At 45.4% G+C, this 24090-nt stretch carries 21 protein-coding genes; 9 read left to right on the top strand and 12 right to left on the bottom strand.

The window, feature by feature from the left end:
* Positions 1-2: 2 nt before the first annotated feature.
* Together carA and ACO0K1_RS11865 are read right to left on the bottom strand one after the other, a co-directional pair.
* Positions 3-1169 carry a glutamine-hydrolyzing carbamoyl-phosphate synthase small subunit gene (gene carA / locus ACO0K1_RS11870; protein ID WP_423025973.1) on the bottom strand — a complete coding sequence of 389 codons (1167 nt, stop codon included), beginning with the start codon at positions 1167-1169 and terminating at the stop codon, positions 3-5.
* Between the two features lie 293 nt (positions 1170-1462).
* Positions 1463-1870 (bottom strand): GlcG/HbpS family heme-binding protein, encoded by a 408-nt coding sequence (locus ACO0K1_RS11865; RefSeq protein ID WP_423025930.1) that lies wholly within the window; start codon positions 1868-1870, stop codon positions 1463-1465.
* A 191-nt stretch (positions 1871-2061) separates the two neighbouring features.
* Here ACO0K1_RS11865 and ACO0K1_RS11860 point away from each other — a divergent pair, with 191 nt between their 5' ends.
* The gene (locus ACO0K1_RS11860; protein ID WP_423025928.1) at positions 2062-2616 is read left to right on the top strand and encodes a C40 family peptidase; all 555 of its coding nucleotides are present in this window, start codon (positions 2062-2064) and stop codon (positions 2614-2616) included.
* Positions 2617-2757: 141 nt separating this feature from the next.
* Here ACO0K1_RS11860 and ACO0K1_RS11855 read toward each other — a convergent pair whose 3' ends face one another.
* On the bottom strand, positions 2758-3780 hold the full coding sequence (locus ACO0K1_RS11855) for a patatin-like phospholipase family protein (RefSeq protein WP_423025926.1): 1023 nt from the start codon (positions 3778-3780) through the stop codon (positions 2758-2760).
* Between the two features lie 355 nt (positions 3781-4135).
* Between ACO0K1_RS11855 and ACO0K1_RS11850 the strand changes: the two genes are divergently transcribed.
* On the top strand, positions 4136-6217 hold the full coding sequence (locus tag ACO0K1_RS11850) for a bifunctional 2',3'-cyclic-nucleotide 2'-phosphodiesterase/3'-nucleotidase (protein ID WP_423025924.1): 2082 nt from the start codon (positions 4136-4138) through the stop codon (positions 6215-6217).
* 94 nt (positions 6218-6311) lie between these two features.
* On the top strand, positions 6312-7055 hold the full coding sequence (locus ACO0K1_RS11845; RefSeq protein ID WP_423025922.1) for a tetratricopeptide repeat protein: 744 nt from the start codon (positions 6312-6314) through the stop codon (positions 7053-7055).
* Between the two features lie 174 nt (positions 7056-7229).
* Here the strand turns inward: ACO0K1_RS11845 and greB are convergent, their stop codons facing one another.
* Positions 7230-7778, bottom strand: a complete 549-nt coding sequence (gene greB, locus ACO0K1_RS11840; RefSeq protein ID WP_423025920.1) for a transcription elongation factor GreB — start codon at positions 7776-7778, stop codon at positions 7230-7232.
* A 288-nt stretch (positions 7779-8066) separates the two neighbouring features.
* Here greB and ACO0K1_RS11835 point away from each other — a divergent pair, with 288 nt between their 5' ends.
* Complete coding sequence (locus ACO0K1_RS11835; RefSeq protein WP_423025918.1) at positions 8067-8714, top strand: response regulator; 648 nt, start codon at positions 8067-8069, stop codon at positions 8712-8714.
* A gap of 28 nt (positions 8715-8742) precedes the next feature.
* A complete protein-coding gene (locus ACO0K1_RS11830) occupies positions 8743-10428 on the top strand; it encodes a GGDEF domain-containing protein (RefSeq protein WP_423025916.1) in 1686 nt (561 codons plus the stop codon).
* Between the two features lie 34 nt (positions 10429-10462).
* On the opposite strand, the gene ACO0K1_RS11825 is transcribed toward ACO0K1_RS11830, so the two are convergent.
* From ACO0K1_RS11825 to ACO0K1_RS11790, 8 genes are all read right to left on the bottom strand, one after another.
* On the bottom strand, positions 10463-10786 hold the full coding sequence (locus ACO0K1_RS11825) for a hypothetical protein (protein ID WP_423025914.1): 324 nt from the start codon (positions 10784-10786) through the stop codon (positions 10463-10465).
* A gap of 323 nt (positions 10787-11109) precedes the next feature.
* Positions 11110-11757: a GNAT family N-acetyltransferase gene (locus ACO0K1_RS11820; RefSeq protein WP_423025912.1), complete on the bottom strand. Its 648-nt coding sequence runs from the start codon at positions 11755-11757 to the stop codon at positions 11110-11112.
* A complete protein-coding gene (locus ACO0K1_RS11815) occupies positions 11754-12884 on the bottom strand; it encodes a DegT/DnrJ/EryC1/StrS family aminotransferase (RefSeq protein WP_423025910.1) in 1131 nt (376 codons plus the stop codon). The genes ACO0K1_RS11820 and ACO0K1_RS11815 overlap by 4 nt, the downstream gene beginning before the upstream one ends.
* A 65-nt stretch (positions 12885-12949) precedes the next feature.
* Positions 12950-14185, bottom strand: a complete 1236-nt coding sequence (locus tag ACO0K1_RS11810; protein ID WP_423025908.1) for a methyltransferase domain-containing protein — start codon at positions 14183-14185, stop codon at positions 12950-12952.
* Complete coding sequence (locus ACO0K1_RS11805) at positions 14182-14745, bottom strand: dTDP-4-dehydrorhamnose 3,5-epimerase family protein (protein WP_423025906.1); 564 nt, start codon at positions 14743-14745, stop codon at positions 14182-14184. The genes ACO0K1_RS11810 and ACO0K1_RS11805 overlap by 4 nt, the downstream gene beginning before the upstream one ends.
* Positions 14738-15814, bottom strand: a complete 1077-nt coding sequence (rfbG, locus tag ACO0K1_RS11800; protein WP_423025904.1) for a CDP-glucose 4,6-dehydratase — start codon at positions 15812-15814, stop codon at positions 14738-14740. The genes ACO0K1_RS11805 and rfbG overlap by 8 nt, the downstream gene beginning before the upstream one ends.
* The gene (gene rfbF, locus ACO0K1_RS11795; protein WP_423025902.1) at positions 15796-16569 is read right to left on the bottom strand and encodes a glucose-1-phosphate cytidylyltransferase; all 774 of its coding nucleotides are present in this window, start codon (positions 16567-16569) and stop codon (positions 15796-15798) included. Before rfbF ends, rfbG begins: the two co-directional genes overlap by 19 nt.
* The gene (locus tag ACO0K1_RS11790; protein ID WP_423025900.1) at positions 16566-18767 is read right to left on the bottom strand and encodes a tetratricopeptide repeat protein; all 2202 of its coding nucleotides are present in this window, start codon (positions 18765-18767) and stop codon (positions 16566-16568) included. The genes rfbF and ACO0K1_RS11790 overlap by 4 nt, the downstream gene beginning before the upstream one ends.
* 376 nt (positions 18768-19143) lie before the next feature.
* Between ACO0K1_RS11790 and ACO0K1_RS11785 the strand changes: the two genes are divergently transcribed.
* The 4 genes from ACO0K1_RS11785 (at position 19144) to fliS (ending at position 24090) form a co-directional block, all read left to right on the top strand.
* A complete protein-coding gene (locus ACO0K1_RS11785) occupies positions 19144-20940 on the top strand; it encodes a flagellin (RefSeq protein ID WP_423025898.1) in 1797 nt (598 codons plus the stop codon).
* A gap of 82 nt (positions 20941-21022) precedes the next feature.
* Complete coding sequence (locus tag ACO0K1_RS11780; RefSeq protein WP_423025896.1) at positions 21023-21406, top strand: flagellar protein FlaG; 384 nt, start codon at positions 21023-21025, stop codon at positions 21404-21406.
* A 150-nt stretch (positions 21407-21556) separates the two neighbouring features.
* Positions 21557-23572 carry a flagellar filament capping protein FliD gene (fliD, locus tag ACO0K1_RS11775; RefSeq protein WP_423025894.1) on the top strand — a complete coding sequence of 672 codons (2016 nt, stop codon included), beginning with the start codon at positions 21557-21559 and terminating at the stop codon, positions 23570-23572.
* A gap of 32 nt (positions 23573-23604) precedes the next feature.
* Positions 23605-24090, top strand: coding sequence for a flagellar export chaperone FliS (fliS, locus tag ACO0K1_RS11770; protein WP_423025892.1), 486 nt, complete (start codon positions 23605-23607; stop codon positions 24088-24090).

Here is a 24090-nt window from a genome sequence, read left to right as displayed (position 1 = left end):
TATTATTCTCCTGTTTTAGCCTGTGATTTTGCTGCACTCATCAGTGCTGTGAAACGGTCAAACAGGTAAGCGATGTCGTGCGGACCTGGTGACGCTTCCGGATGCCCTTGGAAGCAAAATGCCGGCTTATCAGTGCGCGCAAAACCTTGCAAAGAACCATCAAACAAAGATACATGCGTCACCCGGCAATTTGCTGGCAACGATGCAGCATCTACCGCAAAACCGTGATTCTGCGAAGTGATCAACACTTGCTTAGTATCCAGATCTTGTACCGGATGATTTGCACCATGATGACCAAACTTCATCTTCAGCGTTTTAGCACCAGAAGCCAACGCCATGATTTGATGACCAAGGCAAATACCGAAAGTAGGAATGCCTTTTTCTATCAATTCTTTTGCCGCAGCAATGGCGTAATCGCATGGCTCAGGATCCCCGGGGCCGTTCGACAGAAATACGCCATCTGGATTCAACGCCAACACATCGGCCGCACTAGACTGCGCAGGCAACACTGTAACTTTACAACCGCGATCCGCCAGCATGCGCAAGATATTGCGCTTAACACCGAAGTCAAAAGCGACAACATGGAATTGTGGGTTCGACAGTTGGCCATAACCTTGACCGAGCACCCACTCAGCTTCAGTCCATTCATAGGACTGGGTAGAGGAAACCACTTTTGCTAAATCCATGCCTGACAAGCCGGGGAAAGATTTTGCCAGAGCAATCGCTTTTTCAGCATCTTTACCGACCAGTATTGCACCGCCCTGAGCGCCTTTTTCGCGCAAGATACGTGTCAATTTGCGAGTATCGATACCGGCAATTGCGACAATATTCTGGGAAACAAGGTATTCAGAGAGGGATTGTTCAGAGCGAAAATTAGAAACCAACATCGGCAAGTCTTTAATGATCAAACCTGCTGCATGAATTTTTTCGGACTCAACGTCCTCTGAATTAATGCCTGTATTACCAATATGCGGATAGGTCAGCGTAACGATTTGAGAACTATAACTTGGATCAGTCAAAATTTCCTGATAACCAGTCATGGAAGTATTGAAAACAACTTCACCAACTGTGTGACCGGTAGCACCGATAGAATAGCCAGTAAAAATTGTTCCATCGGCGAGAGCTAAAATAGCGGTGTCCTGGCCGGAACGAAGAAGGGACTGCGGAATGGGCAGCAAGGGCAACTCCTGTATTGTTACCGCCGCTGCGACGCCCCAAGCTGTCGTTTTTTACACAGGCAGCCAGCATACGCCGGGCGACCTGAAAAAAGATGATGGAGCGATGTGGATTTGGGTAGGCGCTACGGCGAGATTTCGAATTAGTTAAACCCTCGAATTATAGCCCAAAACTACCCTTCAGGCAATCGAAAACACCGCTAAGCCCGCGCTAAATTTCAATTCCCCTTTCACCACATCCCTCGAAAAACATTCTGATAAACGATTATCAATACCAAAATTAGAATTTACAGACCAAGCGCGGCGATCCCAGCCTTCGCAATCTGCGCATCCTCCGCTGATTTCACTCCAGACACGCCAACTGCACCGACGCAATAACCATCAACAAACACCGGAACCCCACCCTCTAACATGCCTTCAATCAACGGCGCACTCAAGAATGAAAAACGTCCATTATTGATAATATCTTCATAAATCTTCGATTCGCGCTTACCCAAGGCTGCCGTGGTCGCTTTAGCTGGTGCAATGTGTGCTGAAATTGGCGCCACGCCATCAAGACGCTGCAACCACATTAAATGACCACCATCATCAACGATGGCAATAACAACCGGCCAATTATTTGCCAGCGCTTCAGCTTCTGCTGCGGCTGCAATTTTCTTTACATCTTCCAGCGTGAGTACGGGTTTGGTTTGCATGATGATTTTCCTTTTATTTGCGCTAAATTTCGACACCACTTTGATGAGTGCGCCGATTGTAACGCGATGCTAAAAAACTTGCGTGTAAAAACTGTTTTAATTAAAACAAATATCTTTTCATCAACATCCGATTTGAGCTTAAAGGTTTACATTGTTTAGAACTTCGCTTAAAGTTGGAGCGGTTTTATTTCATGAGTGCAAAGATGCTAACGAATGTTTCAAGAATATACAGAAGTGCCGCATTAGTGCTTATTGCCGTCTCATTGCAGACCGTTACTTGCAATCAAGCCTGGGCCACCGATAATCCATTCCCTGAATCCTCTACTGCATTTTCCAAAATCCAAGAAATTCGCCAACGCGCATCCGACCTGACCATGAAAGCAATGGACTTCATGGGCATACGTTATAAACGCGGCGGCAACACTCCCGAAAACGGCTTGGACTGCAGCGGCTTTGTTCGCTTGGTCTTTAAAGATGCTGTTGGTGAAAATCTGCCGCGTACGGCCGCTGAAATCAGCCGCGTCGGCGAAAACGTTGATCAAAAAGATTTGCAGCCTGGCGATCTGGTTTTTTACAACACGCTAAAACGCGGTTTTTCTCATGTTGGAATTTACCTTGGCGACAACAAATTCATCCATTCACCGTCAGCTGGTGGACAAGTCAGAGTCGAGAGTATGGATTTGGCTTACTGGAAAAAACGTTTTAATGGCGCACGCCGGATTAACGACGATAGTGGCAAACAATAACTAAGCGCTTTAAGCGCTTGATAGCAGAAAACGCATACTCCCCCATCAAACTCAATTTTTTCTAGATTTATCAAGAAAAGATAAGGGTGTATTCAAAATACACCCTCCGAGTATCCAAATACACAACAAAAAGCTCGCACGTTATTTGTCTTGCATCGTCTTTAACTTTTGTTTTATATCCGGCATCGCGGCCATTGCAGAACGTTCGCCAGCCAATATCGCCAGGTTTCGGCCGGCAAAATCACTCCCCTTCATTCCAGGGAGTTCCGGCCTTATCACAATATCTGCCTGCTTTAATTCATACTGATTAATACTCTGCCCCATGATTGTCACTGTTTGCAAAAGAATATCGATCGTACTATTTCCATTTTGCCCTTCGGGTTGCTGAGAAATATTCACCGCAATCACCAAATCTGCCCCCATATCTCGGGCAAATTGCACCGGGACTGGCGCAACAAGACCGCCATCAACATACTGCCGACCGTTGATAGTCACTGGCTGAAATACAGCTGGCACCGCAGAAGAAGCACGCACTGCAGCGCCCGTATTACCGCGCTGGAATAGAACAGCCTTGCCGGTGGAAAGGTCGGTCGCCACTGCGCCGAACGGCTTCTTAAGTTTTTCAATAGGCGCTTGAGCAACCATACGGTTTACATAGGACTGCAAAGCATCTCCTTTCAACACGCCGCTTGACTTTGCGAATAGCGGCAAAGACCAATCCGAAATGGTTGCCTCGTCCATTTCCAACGCCATTTTTTGCAAGGCGAAACCGTTATTTCCTGCGGCGTACATCGCACCAACAACACTACCAGCACTGGTACCTACAATAATATCTGGATAGATACCCTGTGACTCCAACGCTTTGATGACACCAATGTGGGCAAATCCACGCGCAGCGCCACCACCGAGCGCCAAACCGATTTTAATGGGTCTCGGCGTCTTTGTGACCCCACCATTTTGCGGCGCTACTGGTACAGCAACATGCTCAGGAACGCTGGTACAAGCAACCAGCGAAACCAGCGAAACCAGCGAAAGCGCCGAAGCCACCGTAAAAGCACGAAAGCCCATCATTTTTGCAATTGCCGCAACCCATGCCCTCAATCGACAATTGGCTTGGAAGATAGAAAAAAAAGTTATCCCGGCGTAACGCAGACTATTAAGCATGAAAAATCCGTAAAAAGAAAAATTGAAGTCAATAAATCTGACCTATGGCGCAACCGGATTATAAAGAGAATCAATCCAGGTGTCAGATTGCAAAACGATAAATCGAAAGCTTTTTTACAAAAACTTTTTGCGAAAATTTTCACACTATTTTGATTTTATTTAGGAAATTATCTATATCAATATTATTGTTTAAACATTTCATTTTATTATCTTAAATTAACCAAATGTCATCAACTAGACACATTTCATCCAGATAATTGCGCCGTCTATTCATGTATCTCAAAGACAATTAATTACCAAATATAGCATTTTATCTAAATGCGCAAACGATTGCGTACCCACTTTAAGAGAAAATATGAAAAACTTAACATGGCTCCCATCGCTCACCGTGCTTGCACTGGCAGCGTGCGGCAACAACACGAATACACCGTACATCCCTGAAGGCACAGTCCTGAAAGTAGCATTATTGGAAACAACAGATTTGCACCAAAATGTGCTCAGTTACGATTATTACGGCCTAAAACCAGATGCAACGCTTGGCCTTGAAAGAACCTCCACGCTCATCAGCGGCGCTCGCACAGAAAATCCAAATAATGTCCTACTTGATGACGGCGATGTGGTTCAGGGAACCTTATTGGGTGACTATCAGGCTGTCGCATCCCCTGTTCCATGCAGTGGCACAATGGCGATCCACAAAGTCATGAATGCGTTAAAGTACGATGGCGGCGGTGTCGGCAACCATGAATTTAACTATGGCTTGAATTTTTTGGGGCAAATTACCAATACAAATTTTGGTCTTAGCGGCATCACTGCGCCAAGCAATTGCGGCGCCCCAAGCTTCCCTATCGTTTTGGCAAACGTCGTCAATGCCACCACACAATCGCCAATATTTAATCCCTACTCCATCATTCCGAAGAACTTCACCGGAACTGCACCAGATGGCTCGACAATTAATGTGACATTGAATGTTGGCATCATGGGCTTTGTTCCACCGCAGATTATGGATTGGGATCAAAAAAATCTGGCTGGTAAAGTCATGGTCAACGGTGTAGTAGAAACCGCGAACAAATACGTTCCAGAAATGCGCTCTAAAGGTGCTGATCTGATCGTGGCCCTATCTCACGGCGGTCTTGACGCCTCCACTTACAGCCCCAAAATGGAAAATGGTAGCTTGTACCTCAGCACCACTGGCATCGATGCATTGATGCTCGGCCACTCCCACTTAATCTTTCCTTTGCAAAAAGAAGCGCCAGTCGATCCGACAAAGCCATTTACTATCGACGCGTCGTTGGCACACTTGCCAGGCGTTGACCCAGTTAAAGGCCTGGTCAATGGCATCCCTGCTGTCATGGCACAGAGTTGGGGGCGTCGCCTGGGAATCATCCAGATGACCTTGAAATACCAAAGCGGGAAATGGGTCGTTCAACCAGATCAGACTAACGTCGAAGCACGCGGTTTTACCTACACCGACGGCAAAACATCGGTTGCTGCAGATCCGGCTATTGCACCACTTGTCGACACGGAACATAAAGCGACCCTGGCATATGCGGCACAACCCCTAGGTACAACCACTGATTTTGAAATGTCGGCCTACTTTGCGTTGGTTGGTGATGTCAGCGCTATTCAGATCGTCAATCAGGCGCAAATTAATTATGTGCAAAACTTTATTGCCAATTCAACGGATCCGACAATCATCAGCTACAAGTCGATCCCAGTGATCTCTTGCAGCGCTCCCTTCAAAGCAGGGCGCAATGGAGCGACTGATTTCACTGACGTAGCACCAAATGCAACCCCGGCTAATCCATTCGTGCTTCAGGTTCGGAATCCAGGCGATTTGTATTTGTATGGCAATAATAATTTGCAAGCCGTTAAAATTCAGGGTTCAGACCTGAAAAACTGGTTGGAAAAATCTGCCAGCCAGTTTGCGCAGATCAATCCTGCTTTGACGACTGAGCAGGACTTAGTCCCATCGTACTCGACAATTTATAACTACGACGTCTTCTACGCGACTAATAATGCACTGAAATACCAAATCGACGTTACACAAGCAGTCGGTAGTCGCATTACTAGCCTGACCTATGCCGGCAAACCAGTGGCACCGACCGATAACTTTATCGTCGCGACGAATGATTATCGTGCCGGTGGTGGTGGCAACTTCCCCGGCATCGATGGCAGTAAGACGATCATCAAATCCCCTGATGCTAATCAGGCGGTCGTCAGTAAATACCTGAGCAGTCTTGGCAAAGTCACCGCCGCTACAAATGGATCTGGCCAGAGCTGGAGTTTCGTCAAAACTGTCACCAAAGGGCCTGTAATTTTGCGCTCAGTCACCGGAAAATTGCCGGTCGCTAAAGCAGTTGGTCTCAATCGCGTTATCGCTGAAGGCGCGATGGATCCAAATGGTTACGCAAAGTATCAAATTGATCTGAACCAGTAAGTCACCAGGCATGTCGACCTGTGACGATCAAATAAATTAACTTGCACAGCGTACTCTTGTTTTACGAGAGTACGCATTTATCCAGATACCCATTATGATGCTTTCAATTTTCCGCTTTACCCTACCTTCATTGAGTTTATTGATACTTTGCGCATGCAGTCAGCAAGTCTCACCAACGCCAAATGCGGCAGACATCGAATCGATCGGTCTGCAAGCTTTACATGGTAAAAACAGAGAGGCGATCAAGACTTTAAAAGCATGGGCACAAGAAGGTAATGTTACCGCCCAACGGGAATTAGCATACGCACTTGCGGTAGATTCCGGCCATACGACAGAAGCAGTAGCATGGCTCAAAAAGGCTGCACAAGGCGGAAACGCTGAGGCGCAATTTAACTATGCTGAAGCAAATTACAAAGCAAGATGGGGCGTCACTCAAAATTATGTTGAGGCGTGGACTTGGTACCTCGCCGCTTCAAAACAAAAAAATGACAAGGCAACTTTTATGTTGTCGCGCATGAGCAAGTACGGCGAAGGGGTAAAACCGGACTTGCAACAATCGGTACATTGGCTGCAGATCGCCAGTGAACAAGGCAATGCGCAAGCCATGTTCTTACTTTCCAATGCTTATGCAGATGGCGACGGCATTGAAAAAAACCCCGCCCTCGCCCATGAATGGCTAGAAAAATCCGCTGATGCTGATTTTCCAGTGGCGATTCAGGCTTTGGCGATGGAACTCGAAGGTAAAACTAACGCGCAGGATAACGATAAACAACGCGCAAGACATTTACTCAAAGAAGCAAACGACGAACGAAAAATGCGCTGGAACCAGTACCAGTAATCGCGTGGCGTCTGATTTACCCTTCATAAGAAAAGAAAACAACAAGAAAAATATCTTACTGCCAGACACCACAATGTAACAACTCTCAATATATAACGTCACTACATGACATACATCTATTGAACCGGGGAATATGCGTTCTAGCTCATTATCAAACAATACGCTGCCCATCGTTCATTCTGGATAAGTAACATCTAAAATTGTCAGCTCATCAATACCGGAAGGGGTTTTTAGAATGACGGTATCGCCGATCCGATTCTTTGTCAGCGCCCTGGCGACAGGAGATATCCAACTGATTTTTCCATGCAAAGGATCAAATTCGTCAACGCCCACAATTGTCACAGTGACCTCCTCTCCCTGCAAATTCTCATAGACAATTGTAGCCCCAAAAAAAATCTGATCAGAACCGTGATGTACTCTTGGATCGACCACTTCTGCTATATCGAGGCGTTTAGTCAAAAAACGTATCCGCCGGTCAATTTCGCGCAAACGGCGTTTGCCATAAATATAATCACCATTTTCAGAACGATCGCCGTTCGAGGCTGCCCAGTGCACGATATTGACCACTTCTGGCCGATCAACATCCATCAGGTGCAAAAACTCCTCTTTCATTCGCTGATGACCTTCCGGCGTCATATAGTTTTTCGTGCCGACCGGTATTACCGGAGCACCAACATCATCATCGTCATCGGAATCAGTTTCTTTTACAAAAGCTTTGTTCATTTTTCAAATTCTTTCGAACTAACACAAATTAATTTCGATCTTCTCACCGTAGCCCTGCCAACCCTTATAAAATAACAAGCAATTTAGCTAACGCATATTGGGCACAGGATTTAGTTTTTCTTGCCGACAATAGTAGGGCGACGAACTTCGGTTTTAGAAATATCACGACAACACTACAGGTTAAGGCCAGACCTGCAAAAATGGCGCATCATGAGAAACACTCAGGATACTGGTAACGGACGCACATTGTATGCGACAGTATCGATATGACATAGAAATGGAATTTGCATGACTGAATTTGCGTCGATTAAGCTGATGGTGGTAGACGATCATACCGTAGTCAGGGAAGGAATTAAAAACATCGTCAGCAGCACCACCGACATTGCCGTCGTAGCGGAAGCTGCTTCGGGTCTTGAGGCAATTCGCCTTTCCCGGCAGCATGATTACAAAGTAATGTTACTCGATATCGCTTTAACCGATAAAAATGGCATAGAAGTATTAAAACAAATTAAAGCCGAAAAACCGGACATACAAGTATTAATGTTCTCCATCTATCGGGAAGATCAATACGCGATCCGCTCTCTGAAGGCGGGAGCGTCCGGCTATTTAAGCAAACAATGCAGTAAAGACGATATTTTGAATGCGATTCGCCAAGTGGCGGGCGGCTTGAAATATATTAGTCCTCAATTAGCACAAGAATTAGCCAACAATCTGAACCAAGAACATGACGATGCGCTACACAAAACATTGTCTGATCGAGAGTTTCAAACCATGACGATGATCGCTTCTGGAAAGTCAGTCAGCGATATCGCCAAAGATTTGTCTTTATCAGTTAAAACGATTAGCGAATACCGTTCACGGATTCTTATAAAGATGAAATTGCGACATAACGCTGAATTAACGCATTACGCAATCAAGAATCAACTGGTAGACTAATCGGCAACCCCTTAGCTGGCAAGGCATCATGTCAAACAATTCAAATAATTCACAATTCAAAAGCCCCACCGATATTGCACGTGAGACCTTTAGACAACTTGCCATACAAAGAATTGCACCGACCCCTGATGCTTATAAGAAACTTTATAACGAAATCGCAGGTATTTTTGTTCTGCCAGATGAACCAACAACGATCATAAAACCAGTCGCCGTCAAAGCCTCCGCCCCCTCCGAAGCGGAAACATTGTTAGCGAGTTTTGCGAGCAGTTTGCTTAATTCAAAAAGCGAACTGTCAAACTTTGGCCATCGTTTTAATCGTGCGGCCAGAAACGGGAACTGGGAAGACTACAGTAAGGCCCTCGAACAACTAACAGAGCGTATTATCGCGACGCAATCATCAGTCACAGCCAATACGCCCCAAAGTTTGAGTGTGGCAGACCCATTAACTGCAAGCACACTACAGAATAATTCAGTCATATCACTCATTGATGTTCCTCTTGCTGACGATCCGCGTCCAAAGCTTCTCAAAGATTTACTCTTCCGCACGTTAACTTTGGCACTGACATCGGTACTAAAACCGACATCACCTACCCTTGCGATCGAATCTGAAGCGCTAGGAAAAGCGGTAAAGGAAGCTGAAACCGAGAACGCCCTAAATCAGGTTGCGAGTCGACTCAAACAACTTTGCTTCCAGATTGAGCTACAGAGCGGCGATAGCGCAGAACAACAAGAATTACTGCTTCGCTTATTTGGCCTGCTGCTCACAAACATCCATGACCTACTAGATAATGATAACTGGTTACGCGGCCAAATCGAGGTCGTTCAAAATTTGATTGCAGGCCCGATCAATCATCGGTCGCTACAAGAAGCAACCCGTAGCTTAAAAGAAGTCATCTACAAACAAGGTACACTCAAAAATAGTATTGCTGAATCTAAAAATTCAGTTAAAAACATGATGAACGCGTTCGTCGACAGACTGAACGCCATGGTCAATACGACTGATACCTATCAGCACAAGATGGACGATTTTGCGAGTGAAATCAGTCATGCAACTGACACGGCCCAAGTAAGTAAAATCATCAATAACATCATCGGCGAAACCCGTGCCGTTCAATCTGAAGCTGTCAAATCAAGAGACATTATTGTTGCAGCTCAAAAAGAAGTCATGGAAGCTGAAATCAAAATCAAAGATTTAGAGAGCAAACTCGCTCACATGAGTGAGTTAGTCCGGGAAGATCAATTAACTGGCAGCCTCAACCGTCGCGGCATGGACGACATCTTTGAAAGAGAAGCCGATCGCGCAGATCGTCGCAATAGCCCACTGTGCGTTGCCATGCTGGATCTGGATAATTTTAAACGACTTAACGATACGCACGGGCACGCCGCAGGTGATGAAGCCTTAGTCCACTTAGTCCGTATCGTGAAACAAACGCTGCGCTCAATCGATACAATCGCCCGTTATGGTGGCGAAGAATTCGTGATCATCATGCCAGAAACCGATATCGAAGAAGCCGCACAGGCAATGACCCGCGTTCAACGTGAGCTCACAAAGCACTTTTTTACCTCAGATTTGAAGCGATTATTCATCACCTTTAGCGCCGGCGTAGCGCTTCGAGGACCACACGAACCACAAGAAGCACTCATAAAACGCGCCGATAAGGCCATGTATGCAGCGAAGCAAGCGGGAAAAAATCGGGTGGTAAAGGCAGATTAGTCTTACTTACCATTGTACAAGTTAAACACTGCCCTCAAAAACGAAAGAAATCCGACAAAATTTCCCGTTGATCCTTCTTGAAATTTAACTTGCCGCTGTCGCCCTGAAATACCAAGGAGTGGGCTTCTGTATCTTTGTTAATAACGCTGACGCCTTGTGAAATGACGCTACCGTCAGCAATATTGCAATTGCCAATGATCGCGGAATTCGGGTACATAATGACGCCCTCCCCCAACACTGGCGCGATGCCGTGATTTTTTCCCACTGTCGAATTTTGATACAACACCAAATAGTTTCCATAGGTTGCTTTTGCCAGAACAATACCAACCGAGTGTCCAATGAAAAAAATGTCCGGCATATCGATCTCGTAAAAGAGGTCAATGCCGTTGAGTGCTTTATTTAATAAGAATAATTTTGTATGCAGATCTGTTATAGCTTGGTTGCGGTAGATTGTGTGACTTAAAAAATACAGAAAAATACAATACTGCGTTGAATGCAAATAATTAAACTTTTCCGGCGCCCACATTTTGACACTATTTACGCAACGCATCGTTCTTTTTAAGCCCTCATCTATATGAGCATCTAAGACGTCTCGATATCGTTGCCCGTCAGGGAAAAAAGTTGCCAATTGATTTTCCAGATAAGCGATCAACCCCTCTCTTCCAAGACGAACAATCTCCATCATGACCACCTGTAAATCATGTAAACCAGACTTGCCTCAAACGCCAAAAAATTTTCATCCTCAAACCAATTAATATCATCGCCGTTTTTTTCGAATCGAAGTGGGACCCGCTTGGTCTCCTCAAATCCAACTTTTTTATAAAAGTCTAAAGCCGTATTATCTGAGCGAACCCGAACACCAAGAGTAGTCAATGACAATTGATTTCGCGCCCACTTTAGGGTCGTCTGCAATGCTAATTTCATTAATCCTCGCGGTGAATCACCACCACTGACAATCGCATCAGCTTCACCGTAACCAGTTTCCCAATTAATAAAAGCGAGACCAATATGCCCTAATCGAACGCCATCTAGGTTTTCAAGCATGAATAATATCTTGCCATCACTCTGATGTACATAATTGGTCAACCACTTTGCGGTGCGCTCGGGATATGAGTGAAATTCAGTCAAAAACGATTTGACGTATTTGTTTCTCCAGTCACTCAACAGACTCAAATCAACTGGATCCAACTTTCCCTCTACGGTAGAAATAACACGTAAATATGCTTGAACTGGCTTACCGACCGGAATTACTAAGTTTGTCTGATTAAGACCAGAGCTATCTTTCAAACACCTTACTAATACTCTTCCGGTGGAGAGGTCAACGGTCATATTGCACCTTTGGAGAAATAGGCCTGAACCTGATCCGCCACTTCTTTGACGACTGACATTGGCATCTTTGAGTGAAGCGGTAATGAGAGGATTTCTTTACCTACGCGATCTGTAATATCCAGATTGCCGGCTTTGCAGTCTTTCCATAAAGAGAATAAATGTCCTGGCTGCCAATGAATCCCAGTATCGACGCCATTTTTCTTTAATTCTGCACGCAAATCATCTCGCTGATTAGCGGGGACTCTAATGTAGTACAGAAACGGATTAACGCCTTCAAAATCTGTTTTAGGAACACGCACAGATGGAATATCCTTTAAGAGCTGGTTGTAATATCTTGAAGCTTCTCGTCTACTAGAGGAAATAATATCAAGCTTGCCAAGCTGAGCAAGTCCGATGGCTGCATGCATATTCAACATATGATATCGAAAGCCAACACGTTCCACATCAAAAGTCCAGGCACGTTGATTTTGATACATGACAGAAGACGGTTGCTGCATTCCAAGCAATCTCAATTCATGAACATATTTCAATTCTTCTTCAGTTCGCACAACAATCGTCCCACCGTCAAGACATGTTACGGTTTTGACTGGATCATGACTAAACACACATATATCTGAAAAACTTCCGACCGGCTTTCCTTTATAAGAAGATCCAAACGAATGCGCAGCATCATGAATCACGCGTAAATTGTGTTTTTTAGCGAAAGCAGCGATCCCATCATGATCAGACAGGATGCAGTCGTAATCCATGACAATGATTGCTTTAGTTTTTGAGTTGACTAACTCCTCAGCGCGATTTAAATCGAGCTCCAGCGTGTCATCGTTACAGTCACAAAATACAATATCTGCACCAACCCAGCCAATTGCCTGAAAATCGGCCGAACAGTTAAAGGAGGCAACAATGACTTCATCCCCCTTCCCGACACCAGCAACAAGCAAGGCGATGTGCAATGCGGCGGTTCCGGTGCTAACAGCAGCAACGTACCGATCCTTGGCACCAATAATTTCTTGTACTGTTTGCTCAAACTGCGAAACGTAGCTGCCCATCCCCAACCAACCCATTTCAAGGGATTCTTTACTTGCGTTGATTTCTTCTTGCTCAATCAGTGGTTTAAATACGGGAATCATAACTATTCTCCTTAGCAGGTGGACTCAATGAATCTTACACAGTCAATTTTTATTTCTTATTAAATTCAATTACGGTCAAATACATGAATTTCTGGAATGGCGACGACAAATTTTGGCTCCCATACACAAACTTCATTAAGATCTCGTATTATTTCGTCACATAAATTCCATGGCAAGATCAGGATTATGTCTGGCAAATCGCGCATTAATGCTAGCTGGTCACGAATCGGAATGCGACTTCCGGGTAGGAATTTAAGCTGTTTATTAGGGTTTGCATCGACAACATAGCCCAATAAATCACTGCGAATTCCTGCAAAGTTAAGCAAGGTATTCCCCTTGGCAGCCGCGCCATACGCAGCAACCCGCAATCCCTTTCGTTTGCAGTCAATCAGATAACTCAGAACATCATATTTAATCTTTTCTGCTTTTTCCTGGAAACCAGCGTAAAACGACAGATTCCTCATACCTGCTTGATCTTCCATCGCCAATAAATCGGCAACCGATTTTTGGACAATATGCGCGCAAGTATCCGTACGTTGTGCAAAAACCCGCAAACTACCGCCGTGGGTTGGCAATTCTTCGACATCAAAAACCGTCAATCCATTTGCCGCAAAAATGTGCTGCACAGCGGTCAGTGAAAGGTACGAATAATGTTCGTGATAGGCCGTATCAAATTGCAAGCCCTGCACCATTCTCAGCAAATGCGGAAACTCGAAGGTAGCAACACCCGACGGTTGAAGTAAGGTCGCAAATCCAGAGACGAAGTCATTGATATCAGGGACGTGCGCCAGCACATTATTCGCGGCGATTAAGTCTGCCTGTCGGCCTTGATCTGCAAGAGATTGCGCTAAAGTCTGCCCGAAAAATTCAGAAATAATGTCGAGACCGCGCTCTCTGGCTGCAGCCGCGGTACTGGCTGTTGGCTCGATTCCAAAGCACGGAATCCCGGCTCGCTTCACATATTGCAAAAGATAACCATCATTGGCAGCGACTTCGACAACGCAATGACCACCATGAAGACCAAAGCGCTCTTGCATTGCAATGACATATTGCTCAGCATGACGCAACCAGGTACTTGAGTAAGAACTGAAGTAAGCATAATCCTCATCAAACAATGACTCGCGACCAGTAAAATCCTCAGTCTGAACCAACCAACATTGGTCGCAAACCAAAAGGCGAAGTGGCAACCAGACTTCGGCAGCGTGCAACTGATCAGGCTTGAGGTAAGCGTTTGATGGCGGCGCAGTACCCAAATCGAGAAATGTATGACCTAACTGCGCTTGGCAATGCCTGCATTTCACAGCGATACTCCTTCAAAATCTTCAGAAATCAAGGTATAACCCTGATCTCGTTGCGATAACTCAGTGATCGGTAAAGGCCAGGGAATTTGTAATGCGGGGTCATTCACCAAAATACCAGCTTCAGCATGCTGAGCATATGCTGCGCTATGGCAATATAACATATCAACATCATCAGTCAGCGTTTGAAAACCATGGGCAAAACCTCGTGGTATCAATAGAGAACGATGATTGTCCGCAGACAGCACTTCGGCATGGTATTTTAAAAAAGTGGGGGATTCTCTGCGCAAATCGACGACCACATCCCAAATCTCACCACGCGTACAGGAGACTAGCTTGATTTCACTATATGGCGGCAATTGGTAATGTAGGCCACGTACGGTGCCACACTTTTGTGTATAGGTATGGTTCACTTGCCGGATATTTCCGCTCCACCCTGCGTGCGCTAATTCTTCATCACAAAACAGACGTTCAAAATAACCACGGCTATCACCGCGTGGAAGTCGCTCCAATACATTCAATCCAGCGAGGGGTGTTGCATGTATCTGAAATCGTTCACTCATGGAGTGCCTCAAACGTATGAATATCGTTCAAACAGAGTTTATATGCATCAGCACCATTTGCAAAAGCGCGATACCAATTCATTGTCGTTTCAACTGCCTGTGACAAGCTGAACCTTGCTTCAATTCCTAACAGATCTCGTGCTTTTTCCACATTTAAACTGAGTAATCCTGCTTCGTGCACGCCCTCGGGCGTATCCGCATAACGAACATTGCCAGCGTGATAGGCATTTCTTGCCAATTCTATGACCTGCTGCACGGTTGCGTTGGCATCAACAGGTGGTCCAAAATTAAAAGCCCCCGGCGCGACCTTTCCGTCCACCAATGCCTGCGCGAGCACCAGATAGGCAGTAAGAGGTTCCAAGACATGTTGCCAAGGCCGAACCGATGCTGGGCGCCGGATATCCAGAATTTGCCCTGTTTGCCATGCCCGGATAGCATCAGGAATGAGCCGATCAGCAGACCAATCTCCGCCGCCAATCACGTTACCAGCACGTGAACTGGCAACGCGCACGCCTTGCTGCTGCAAATACGCATCACGATAACTCGCAATCACCAACTCGGATGCCGCTTTACTGGCACTATAAGGATCGTGCCCACCTAACTCATCTCCCTCGCAAAACGGACGCCCATGTTCGGGGTTGCGATAGACCTTATCTGTGGTGACCATCACAGCAGCTTTGACGCAATCAAGGCCTCGCAATGCATCTAACACATGCACCGTTCCTAACACATTGGTCGCGAACGTTGCTGCCGGTTGCGAATAGCTCTCTCGCACCAAGGCTTGTGCAGCCAGATGTAAGACAATCTCAGGCTGCGCGGATTTAATAATGGTGCTAAGTTGATATTGGTCTCTGATATCGCACACATGATGCGTAACAAGTTCTTTAACGACTGCGGCGTAAAATAAGGAAGGCCTGGTTTCGGGCGAAAGTGCAATACCCGTAATTTGTGCGCCAAGGCGATGCAGGTAAATTGCCAGCCAGCCACCTTTAAAACCAGTGTGTCCTGTCAGAACGACTTTCCGGCCTCGCCAGAATTCCTTGTCTGGCATCATTTCCAGGTTTTCCATGGCGCTTTACCTGACAGCCACAATTCTTCTAACTGTGTTTTCTCTCGCAAGGTGTCCATGGGCTGCCAGAAACCGCTATGTTCGTAAGCCATCAATTGATCACGTTGCGCCAGCGTCGCCAGAGGCTCAAGCTCCCAGCTTGTTGTATCGTCTGCAATTAGATCAATGACCTCGGGGGATAAGACAAAGTAGCCACCATTAATCCATCCGCCGTCGCCCCTTGGTTTTTCAATGAAACCACCAACTTTTTCACCGTCCCTGAGTAACGCACCATAACGCCCCGGAGGTAGGACGGCAGTGACAGTGGCCAGCTTTCCGTGTTCACGATGATACGCAATTGATGCAGAAATATCGACATTAGAAACTCCGTCACCATATGTAAAGCAAAAGGCATCTTCATTTTTCAGATAATTGGCGACCCGCTTCAGTCGCCCGCCTGTCATGGTATCAGCACCGGTGTCGACTAATGTCACTTTCCAAGGTTCAGCGTGGCGCTCGTGAACTTCCATCTGATTATTCGCCAGATCAAAAGTCACATCAGACATATGCAAAAAATAGTTCGCAAAATATTCCTTGATAATGTAACCCTTATAGCCACAGCAAATCACAAAATCGTTCACTCCATGCGCTGAATAGCTCTTCATGATGTGCCACAACAAAGGATAACCGCCAACTTCGATCATTGGCTTAGGACGCAAATGGGTTTCTTCAGAAATCCGCGTACCTAGGCCACCCGCTAGAATAACTGCCTTCATAAAGTTTCCTTTGCGCAATAAATTCGCCACATTTGACGATAGGCGTTTTCAACGTCACGTGCAAATAGCGCTTCATCCATCAATGGCGACTTCATTAAGTCTGCACGCATATTTTTTCTTAGATGCTGCAATAAATTCGTGTCATACGCGAGGGACAGCACCTTTTCAGCATATTCCATCTCCGAATACGCAATCCATTCAGGGTGCCCGGCAGCTCCCGCAATACTTGAACCAATACGGCCTACAGGTGGGCGATCAGCGAGCGTGACAAATGGGATGCCCATAAATAAAGTCTCAATTAATGTCGTGCCCGAATTATGCGGGAAGCAATCTAGGCCAATATCAATCTTTTCTAAAGGAATCCATGATGGTGTTGAATATCCAATATCAATCCTTGACCGTTCAATTCCATGCTCCATAAACCGCTGCGCCACTTCCTCTTGAATCCTATGATCACTAAAATCACTGCTATTGATCACCAAACGTGAGTTTGGCATTGCATCTAATATCGCCGACCATACGCGAATGACCTTATGGGTTATCCGGTTAGATCGTGATAAGGTTCCAAAAGTAATGATCCCATCCTTCAAAAATGGCGAGTCATTTAGCGGGGGAATCTGGCCATTTGGCCTGTACATCACGGAAGTATGTTCAAGGCACCAAAGTTTTTCTGAAAATAAATGATCGCATCCAGCATTTGTGATGTATTTATCAGTTAAGTAATAGTCAACTGCCGTCAATCCTGTTGTGTAGCCAAAATCCAACCAGTGCAAAGAAACTGGAGCAGGTTTTCTCGCCATGACACCCAGCCTGTTATTGGTCGTATGACCATCAATATCAACCAAAATATCAATTCCGTCTTGCTTTATTCGTTTTGCGACCGCCTCGTCACTCATACCCTTGATATCGACCCACTCATCAACGCAAATCCTGTACTTCTTAGTATCGTCGTCTTCCATTGGTGGATCGGCATAAGCAACTATCTCGAAACGAGTCCGATCATGCCCTTGCATCAACGGCAGTAAAAAGTATTTGCATACGTGGTTGTAAAATGAGTGTGATATATAGGCAATCCTTAATTTTTTATCCGGGTCTTTTGTATTTGAAAATGGCGTCCATGTAGAATGAAAAGGCAAGCCAAATTTTTGATTAAATTCTTGATACCCACCATATATGACGTCAGCCGGCAAAGTTGGATGGTTATTAAGAGCAAACAGCAATGAGCTATATATCTTCCGGCTCAAGTCAGACTGCGGGTCTTCCTCAAATGAAAGTGCCTGCATATAAGATTCAATTGCGCCGTCCAACTGGTTCGCTTTCTGCTGAGCATTTCCGTAGGCAGACCATATTCTTGAATTGCTTTTCCATTTCGCTAGTGTCGCAACACTTAAATTGATCGCGTCTTTCACCCGTCCAGTATCGGAATATAAATTTATTAGCGAGGGATAGGCAGAGACTAAGTCCGGCTCGATTTCAATTGCTCTCTCGAAACTATTAATTGCCTCTTGTTGCTGACGTAACGAGGAATAGGCGATGGCAAGATTATTGTGAATCAAACCGTGCCCTGCACCATATTTCAATGCCCTCAAAAAGCAATTGATCGCATCTTGTGTACGCCCAAGAGCACTATAGGCATTACCAAGATTATTGTTCCCCATGATTGAAAACGGTTCTAGCTCAATGACTTGTTCAAGATAATTCAAAGCCTCTGCGAATTTTTCTTGGCTATTTAAAATACCGCCAAGACTAAGTAGAAATCCTGGATTACTCGGTTGAAGTGAAACCGCTTTTTTACCAGCAGCTTCTGCATCATCAAACTGCTTTGATTCAAAAAATGCAATCGCTAAATAATTCCAAAATACCCCATTACTGGGAAACGTTTGGGTGAGCACATGGCTAATTCTTTTCATTATTTCAAACTGTCGGGCCAATAAACAGCCATCAAGCAGCTCATAACAAAAATCAAAATCATGGCGACTTGCTTTAACAACAGAAAGGTACCGCTGTAGACTATTCCATGCGTTTTCAAGCTGCATTGACCCTAGTTGGATCTTCGATAAAAGGCGATTTGCATCCGGATTAAGCGGGAAATCTAAAATAATCTGCTGACATAGCAGTTCAGCTCCGAGCAAATCATTTGCGCTCAAGAGTCGCTTTGCTTCCCCAATCGGCAATTTTGTTGATTTAAATTTCGCCATCAATGCTTCCTCGATCAAAAAGACTAACTAAACACTCGTCAACTTCAGAATAAACGAGGAAAAGTAACACTTAAACAACATTTTTATGCTTGTACACCAACAATAACAGCATTCTATCGAGAAAAAATCTTATTGAAACGTCAAACAAGCACAATAAAACAATCCAATTTTGACCCTAAAGTATTTAAAAATCATGCCGACAAGCGGGGGAAATTAAAAAACTTAAGCAAAAAAAATAATATTTATTTACAGAAATATCCTAAAACTTTTCCAGACTTGACCGTAACCCTAAACAACGGCGGTGCAACAGTCATCAGGACAGACCAAAGTTTGAGGCTAAACCCCGATTTAAATAACTTAGGCAAGGAGAATCAAAATGTCTTCATTCATCAATACCAATATCGCGTCGATGATTGCGCAAAACAACCTGACAACGTCTCAATCGTCGTTACAAACTTCGATGCAACGTCTGTCTTCTGGTTTGCGCATTAACTCCGCAAAAGACGACGCTGCTGGCTTGGCGATTTCCCAACGTATGACTGCACAGCTCGACGGTCAAAATCAAGCTGCACGTAATGCTAACGACGGTATCTCTTTAGCGCAAACCGCTGAGGGCGATTTATCTCAAATCGGCTCCAACTTGCAACGTATCCGTGACTTGGCTGTGCAAGCTGCCAACGGCACAAACAGCGCATCAGACCGCGCCGCTCTGAACAACGAAGCAAGCCAACTGATCTCTGAGATCAACCGTGTTGCAAGCACATCTAACTTTAACGGTGTGAATCTGCTCGACGGTACGTTCTCCAACCAAACATTCCAAGTTGGTGCTAACGGCACATCAAACGATCAAATTACAGTGAGCGCAATTACAAGCGCTAAGGCAAGTGCACTCGGTGTTGGCTCAGGTTCCAGCTACGCCGCAACCCTGGCTGGCGCTTCCAATACAAACGTTGGTTTGGGTGCAGGTGCTATTTCTATTAATGGTGTAAGTATCGGCGCAAGCACAAGTGACGGCGTTTCATACAAAAACAGCGCAGGTAGTGCAATTGCCAAAGCCGCTGCAATTAACCAATCGACAGGCAGCACCGGTGTAACAGCAACAGCACAAGCAACAGCAATTGCCGGTACAACTATTACTGCAAAAGTTGCGATTGCCGCTGGCGATATTAAGATTAACGGTGTTGATATCGGTGCAGTGGCATCCGCGACCACAATCACTGAACACGGCGCTCAAGTTTCAGCAGCAATTAATGCAAAAAGCTCACAGACTGGTGTAACAGCAACATACGACACGACAACTGGTGCCGTTTCTGTGAACGCCGCTGATGGCCGCAACATCACGATCGAAAGATCGGCAAATGCAGCCGCCAACGATACTAATACCGGTCTCACAACAAATGGTGTCGCTGCAACTGCCTACACAACAACTGTTGCAGGTCAAGTTACACTGAGCTCAACCAGTTCGAACGGCATTCAAGTTGCCAATGGCGCAGAAGCAAAATTAACTGGTGCAGCAGCAACATCTGCAACATCAGGTGCAAGTGGCGATATTACGATTAATGGCTATGCAGTTGGTGCATTCCAATCTGGAGCGACCGTTGACATTCAAGGTCAAAACGCGGCAGATGCAATTAATGCAATTACCTCTAAAACTGGCGTGACAGCATCTGCAGACTCAAACGGTAAAGTTACTTTGATTTCTGTAAGCGGCGGCACGATCAATACAGTCGTTAATGCAAATGGTGTTGCTAGCTCTGGCTTGACCACAGGTACAGTTGCAACTAAATCAGCTGCAAGTTCGGCTGCGACGGATATCGGCTTTAGTACAACCGCAGTGACGACAACAACAACGGTTGGTGGTGGGTTATCGTCCCTTGACCTAACTAGCTCTGGAGGTGCAACTTCAGCACTAGCGACTATTGATGCGGCCTTAGCTTCAGTCAACAGCTCACGTGCTTCATTGGGTGCATTCCAAAACCGTTTTACTTCTGCCGTAACAAGTTTGCAGACTTCACAAACAAACTTAGCAGCATCTCGTAGCCGTATTCAAGATGCTGACTTTGCTGCAGAAACTGCCAATATGACACGCGCTCAAGTATTGCAACAAGCTGGTACGGCAATTCTGGCGCAAGCTAACCAACAACCTAACGGCGTACTCGCTCTGTTACGTTAATTGATAGCCTGAAAAGCCAATGAAGTAGAACATTCCCCTGATCATTATTGATCAGGGGAATATTACATTGAAGGACAAGATCATGGATATCCCGTCTTTAGGAAGCGCAACGCCTCCCGGATCACTCAACACCGACAAAAATCCAGTGACGCCTGGCGCAGCAGCGCCTGCAGGTTCGGCAAGTGCAGTACAGAGCCCCGCGCCCGTTGAGGCAACATCGACGGAAGCAAAAAAAAATGTTGACCCGCATCAATTGAATAAAGCAGTTGGAGATATCAATAAAACATTGCAAGATCGTGGGCAAGATGTGCGTTTTAGCATTGACCAGAGCAGCAAACGTGTTGTTGTAAAAATTGTTGATCAAAGCACAAATAAAGTGTTGCGCCAAATACCGACAGAACAAGCACTTGAAATCTCTCAATCTTTGGATAAATTACAGGGATTGATCATTAAGCAGGAAGCTTGAATCAAATTAAAGTAAGATTTATCTGAAATTGCCTGGCATTTACGTGCATTTTGAATCTTATTTTTAAAATAGCGGGGAAATACCCCTCTGTCATACAAATTGGAACCCCGCCAGATTTGATACAGTAAGGGCTAGCAAAGGAGAACTATTGTGTCAGTTTCGTCTATCGGTGTCGCTTCTGGATTACCTCTTGATAGCATTGTTAGTAAGTTAATGGCTATTGAGAGTCAACCACTGGCCGCAATTCAGCAAAAGCAAACAAGTTACAATGCTGACGTGACCGCTTATGGCGCACTCAGTGGCGTGATCAGTGCGTTTCAAAGTTCGCTCACTACGTTAAGTAACCCCGCGACTTTCAATAATTTGACAGCAACCTCCGGCGATGCCTCCATTGCCAGCGCAACCACAACAAGTGTCGCGACAGCAGGAACGTATAGCGTGAACGTGACACAAATTGCTCAGGGTCAATCAATCTCCAGTGCAGGTCAGACTTCATCAACAAATACCATTGGCACAGGCCAGAGCACTACTGTTACGTTTCAGTTTGGGACAATCAGTGGAGGAACCTCATCTAACGGCGTTTATACTGGATCTACGTTTACGCAAGATGCATCGCAGGCAACCGGATCGATTACCATCGACAGCAGCAACAACTCCTTGCAAGGTATTCGGGACGCGATAAATAATGCAAATATTGGAGTAAAAGCATCAATTATTGGTGATGGGAGTGCCACTCCATATCACTTAGTTCTCGCATCCACAAGCACCGGCGCAACATCGAGCATGAAGATCAGTGTGAACGGTGATTCTGCTGTGCAAAATTTGCTCGCAAACGATCCATCCGGAACCCAGAATTTCAAAGAGATTAACGCTGGCCAAAGTGCAAATTTAACAATCAATGGTATCGCAGTTACTAGCAACTCTAACAATATCAGCTCCTCCATTCAGGGCGTAACTTTAAAAGTCGGCAAAGTTGGAACAACCACCGTTAGTATTGCAGCGAATACCGCTGCTGTAACCACAGCAGTTAATTCATTCGTCACAGCCTATAATAATATTAACAGCACGATTTCACAGCTCACTTCTTACAACGCAACCACAAAAACAGCGGGCGCCCTCCTGGGTGATCCAACAGTTGCTACAGTTCAAGATCAATTACGTAGTTCTCTCAGCAATGCCGTCAATGGCCTCGGCGGTAAATTTACGTATCTAGCGCAAATTGGGATTACTTTCCAAAAGGATGGTTCGATCGCCGCAGATGCCACAAAATTACAAACTGCGTTAACCAATAATTTCACTGATGTTGGTGGGTTGTTTGCAGCCGTGGGTCAATCTACCGATAGCCTCACAAGACAAGTTGGCTCTACCACAAAAACCCAGGCTGGTAACTATGCCCTCAATGTAACGCAGGTCGCAACTCAAGGGTCTTTGACTGGCAATACAAACCTTAATAGCGCTTCCACGACAATCGCCGCAAATACCTCTGTTAATGTTACTTTGGATGGAATTACAGCCGCAGTCAGCTTACCTGCCGGAAACTATAACGCAACACAATTAGCCTCACTTTTTCAATCAGCCGTTAACGGCACATCGGCTTTCTCCAGTGGCGGGTTATCACTTGCAGCATCGATCGATAGTAATGGCTTTCTTAATCTTAGCTCTGGAAGTTACGGTAGTAAATCCTTTATTAGTCTCGCAAACGGTTCAGGAACTGACATTTCGGCATTAACAGGCACCTCGGTTGCTGGATTTGCTGGCAAAGACGTTGCAGGAACACTCAATGGTGTAGCTGCAACAGGCAATGGACAGATTCTTACCGGAGCCAGCGGCTCTGCGTCTGATGGACTACAAGTCATCGTCAACGGCGGTGCCACTGGCGATCGGGGAACAGTGTATTTTTCTCAAGGTTTCGCTTACAAACTGAATACCGTTGTCAATAACGTCATCGGTACCGGAGGGTTAATTCCTAATGCAATTACCGGATTTAATAGCACGCTAAAAGATCTGCAAAAACAGACAGATACACTCAATACCCAGCTTAAAGTCAAACAAGCAGCGTATGAGGCGCAATACAGCGCACTCGATACCCTGGTTGCCAGCATGCAATCACAGTCAAGCTTTTTGACCTCGCAGCTGGGTATCCTTAATGGCACTACCAATAAATAAGTAATTTACCAGTCACTCGTGAAGGACTAAATATGTTTGGATCATCAAAACTATACGGCGCTAATGCTTACACCAAAATAGGTCAGGAAACTGGTGTGATGGCAGCCGATCCGCACAAATTGATCGTCATGCTGTTTGATGGTGCAATTATTGCGATTGGCAATGCATTGCAACAGATGAAAAATAAAGAGATCGCAGCCAAAGGTAAATCCATTTCTCATGCAATTACGATTATCGACAATGGCTTACGCGCTAGCCTGGACAAAGAAGCTGGCGGCGAAATCGCGAAAAATCTTGATGCACTCTATGATTACATGAGTCGAGAGTTGCTGCTCGCCAATGCCGCCAATAACCAAGAAAAGCTGGTCGAGGTTCAATCACTACTACGCGACTTAAAAGAAACATGGGAAGCGATTAATCCAGCGCCAGCAATCGCCGCCGCTTATGCGAATAAAACACCCTCTGCGGCAAATTACGACCCTTTACAACCAAAACAAATACACGCATTTGAGGCCTAA

Origin of the sequence: Undibacterium sp. SXout20W, assembly GCF_049340285.1 — a bacterium.
GTDB lineage: Bacteria > Pseudomonadota > Gammaproteobacteria > Burkholderiales > Burkholderiaceae_D > Undibacterium.
Note: the sequence above shows the minus strand (reverse complement) of the source record. Positions and strands in the feature narration are given on the sequence as shown.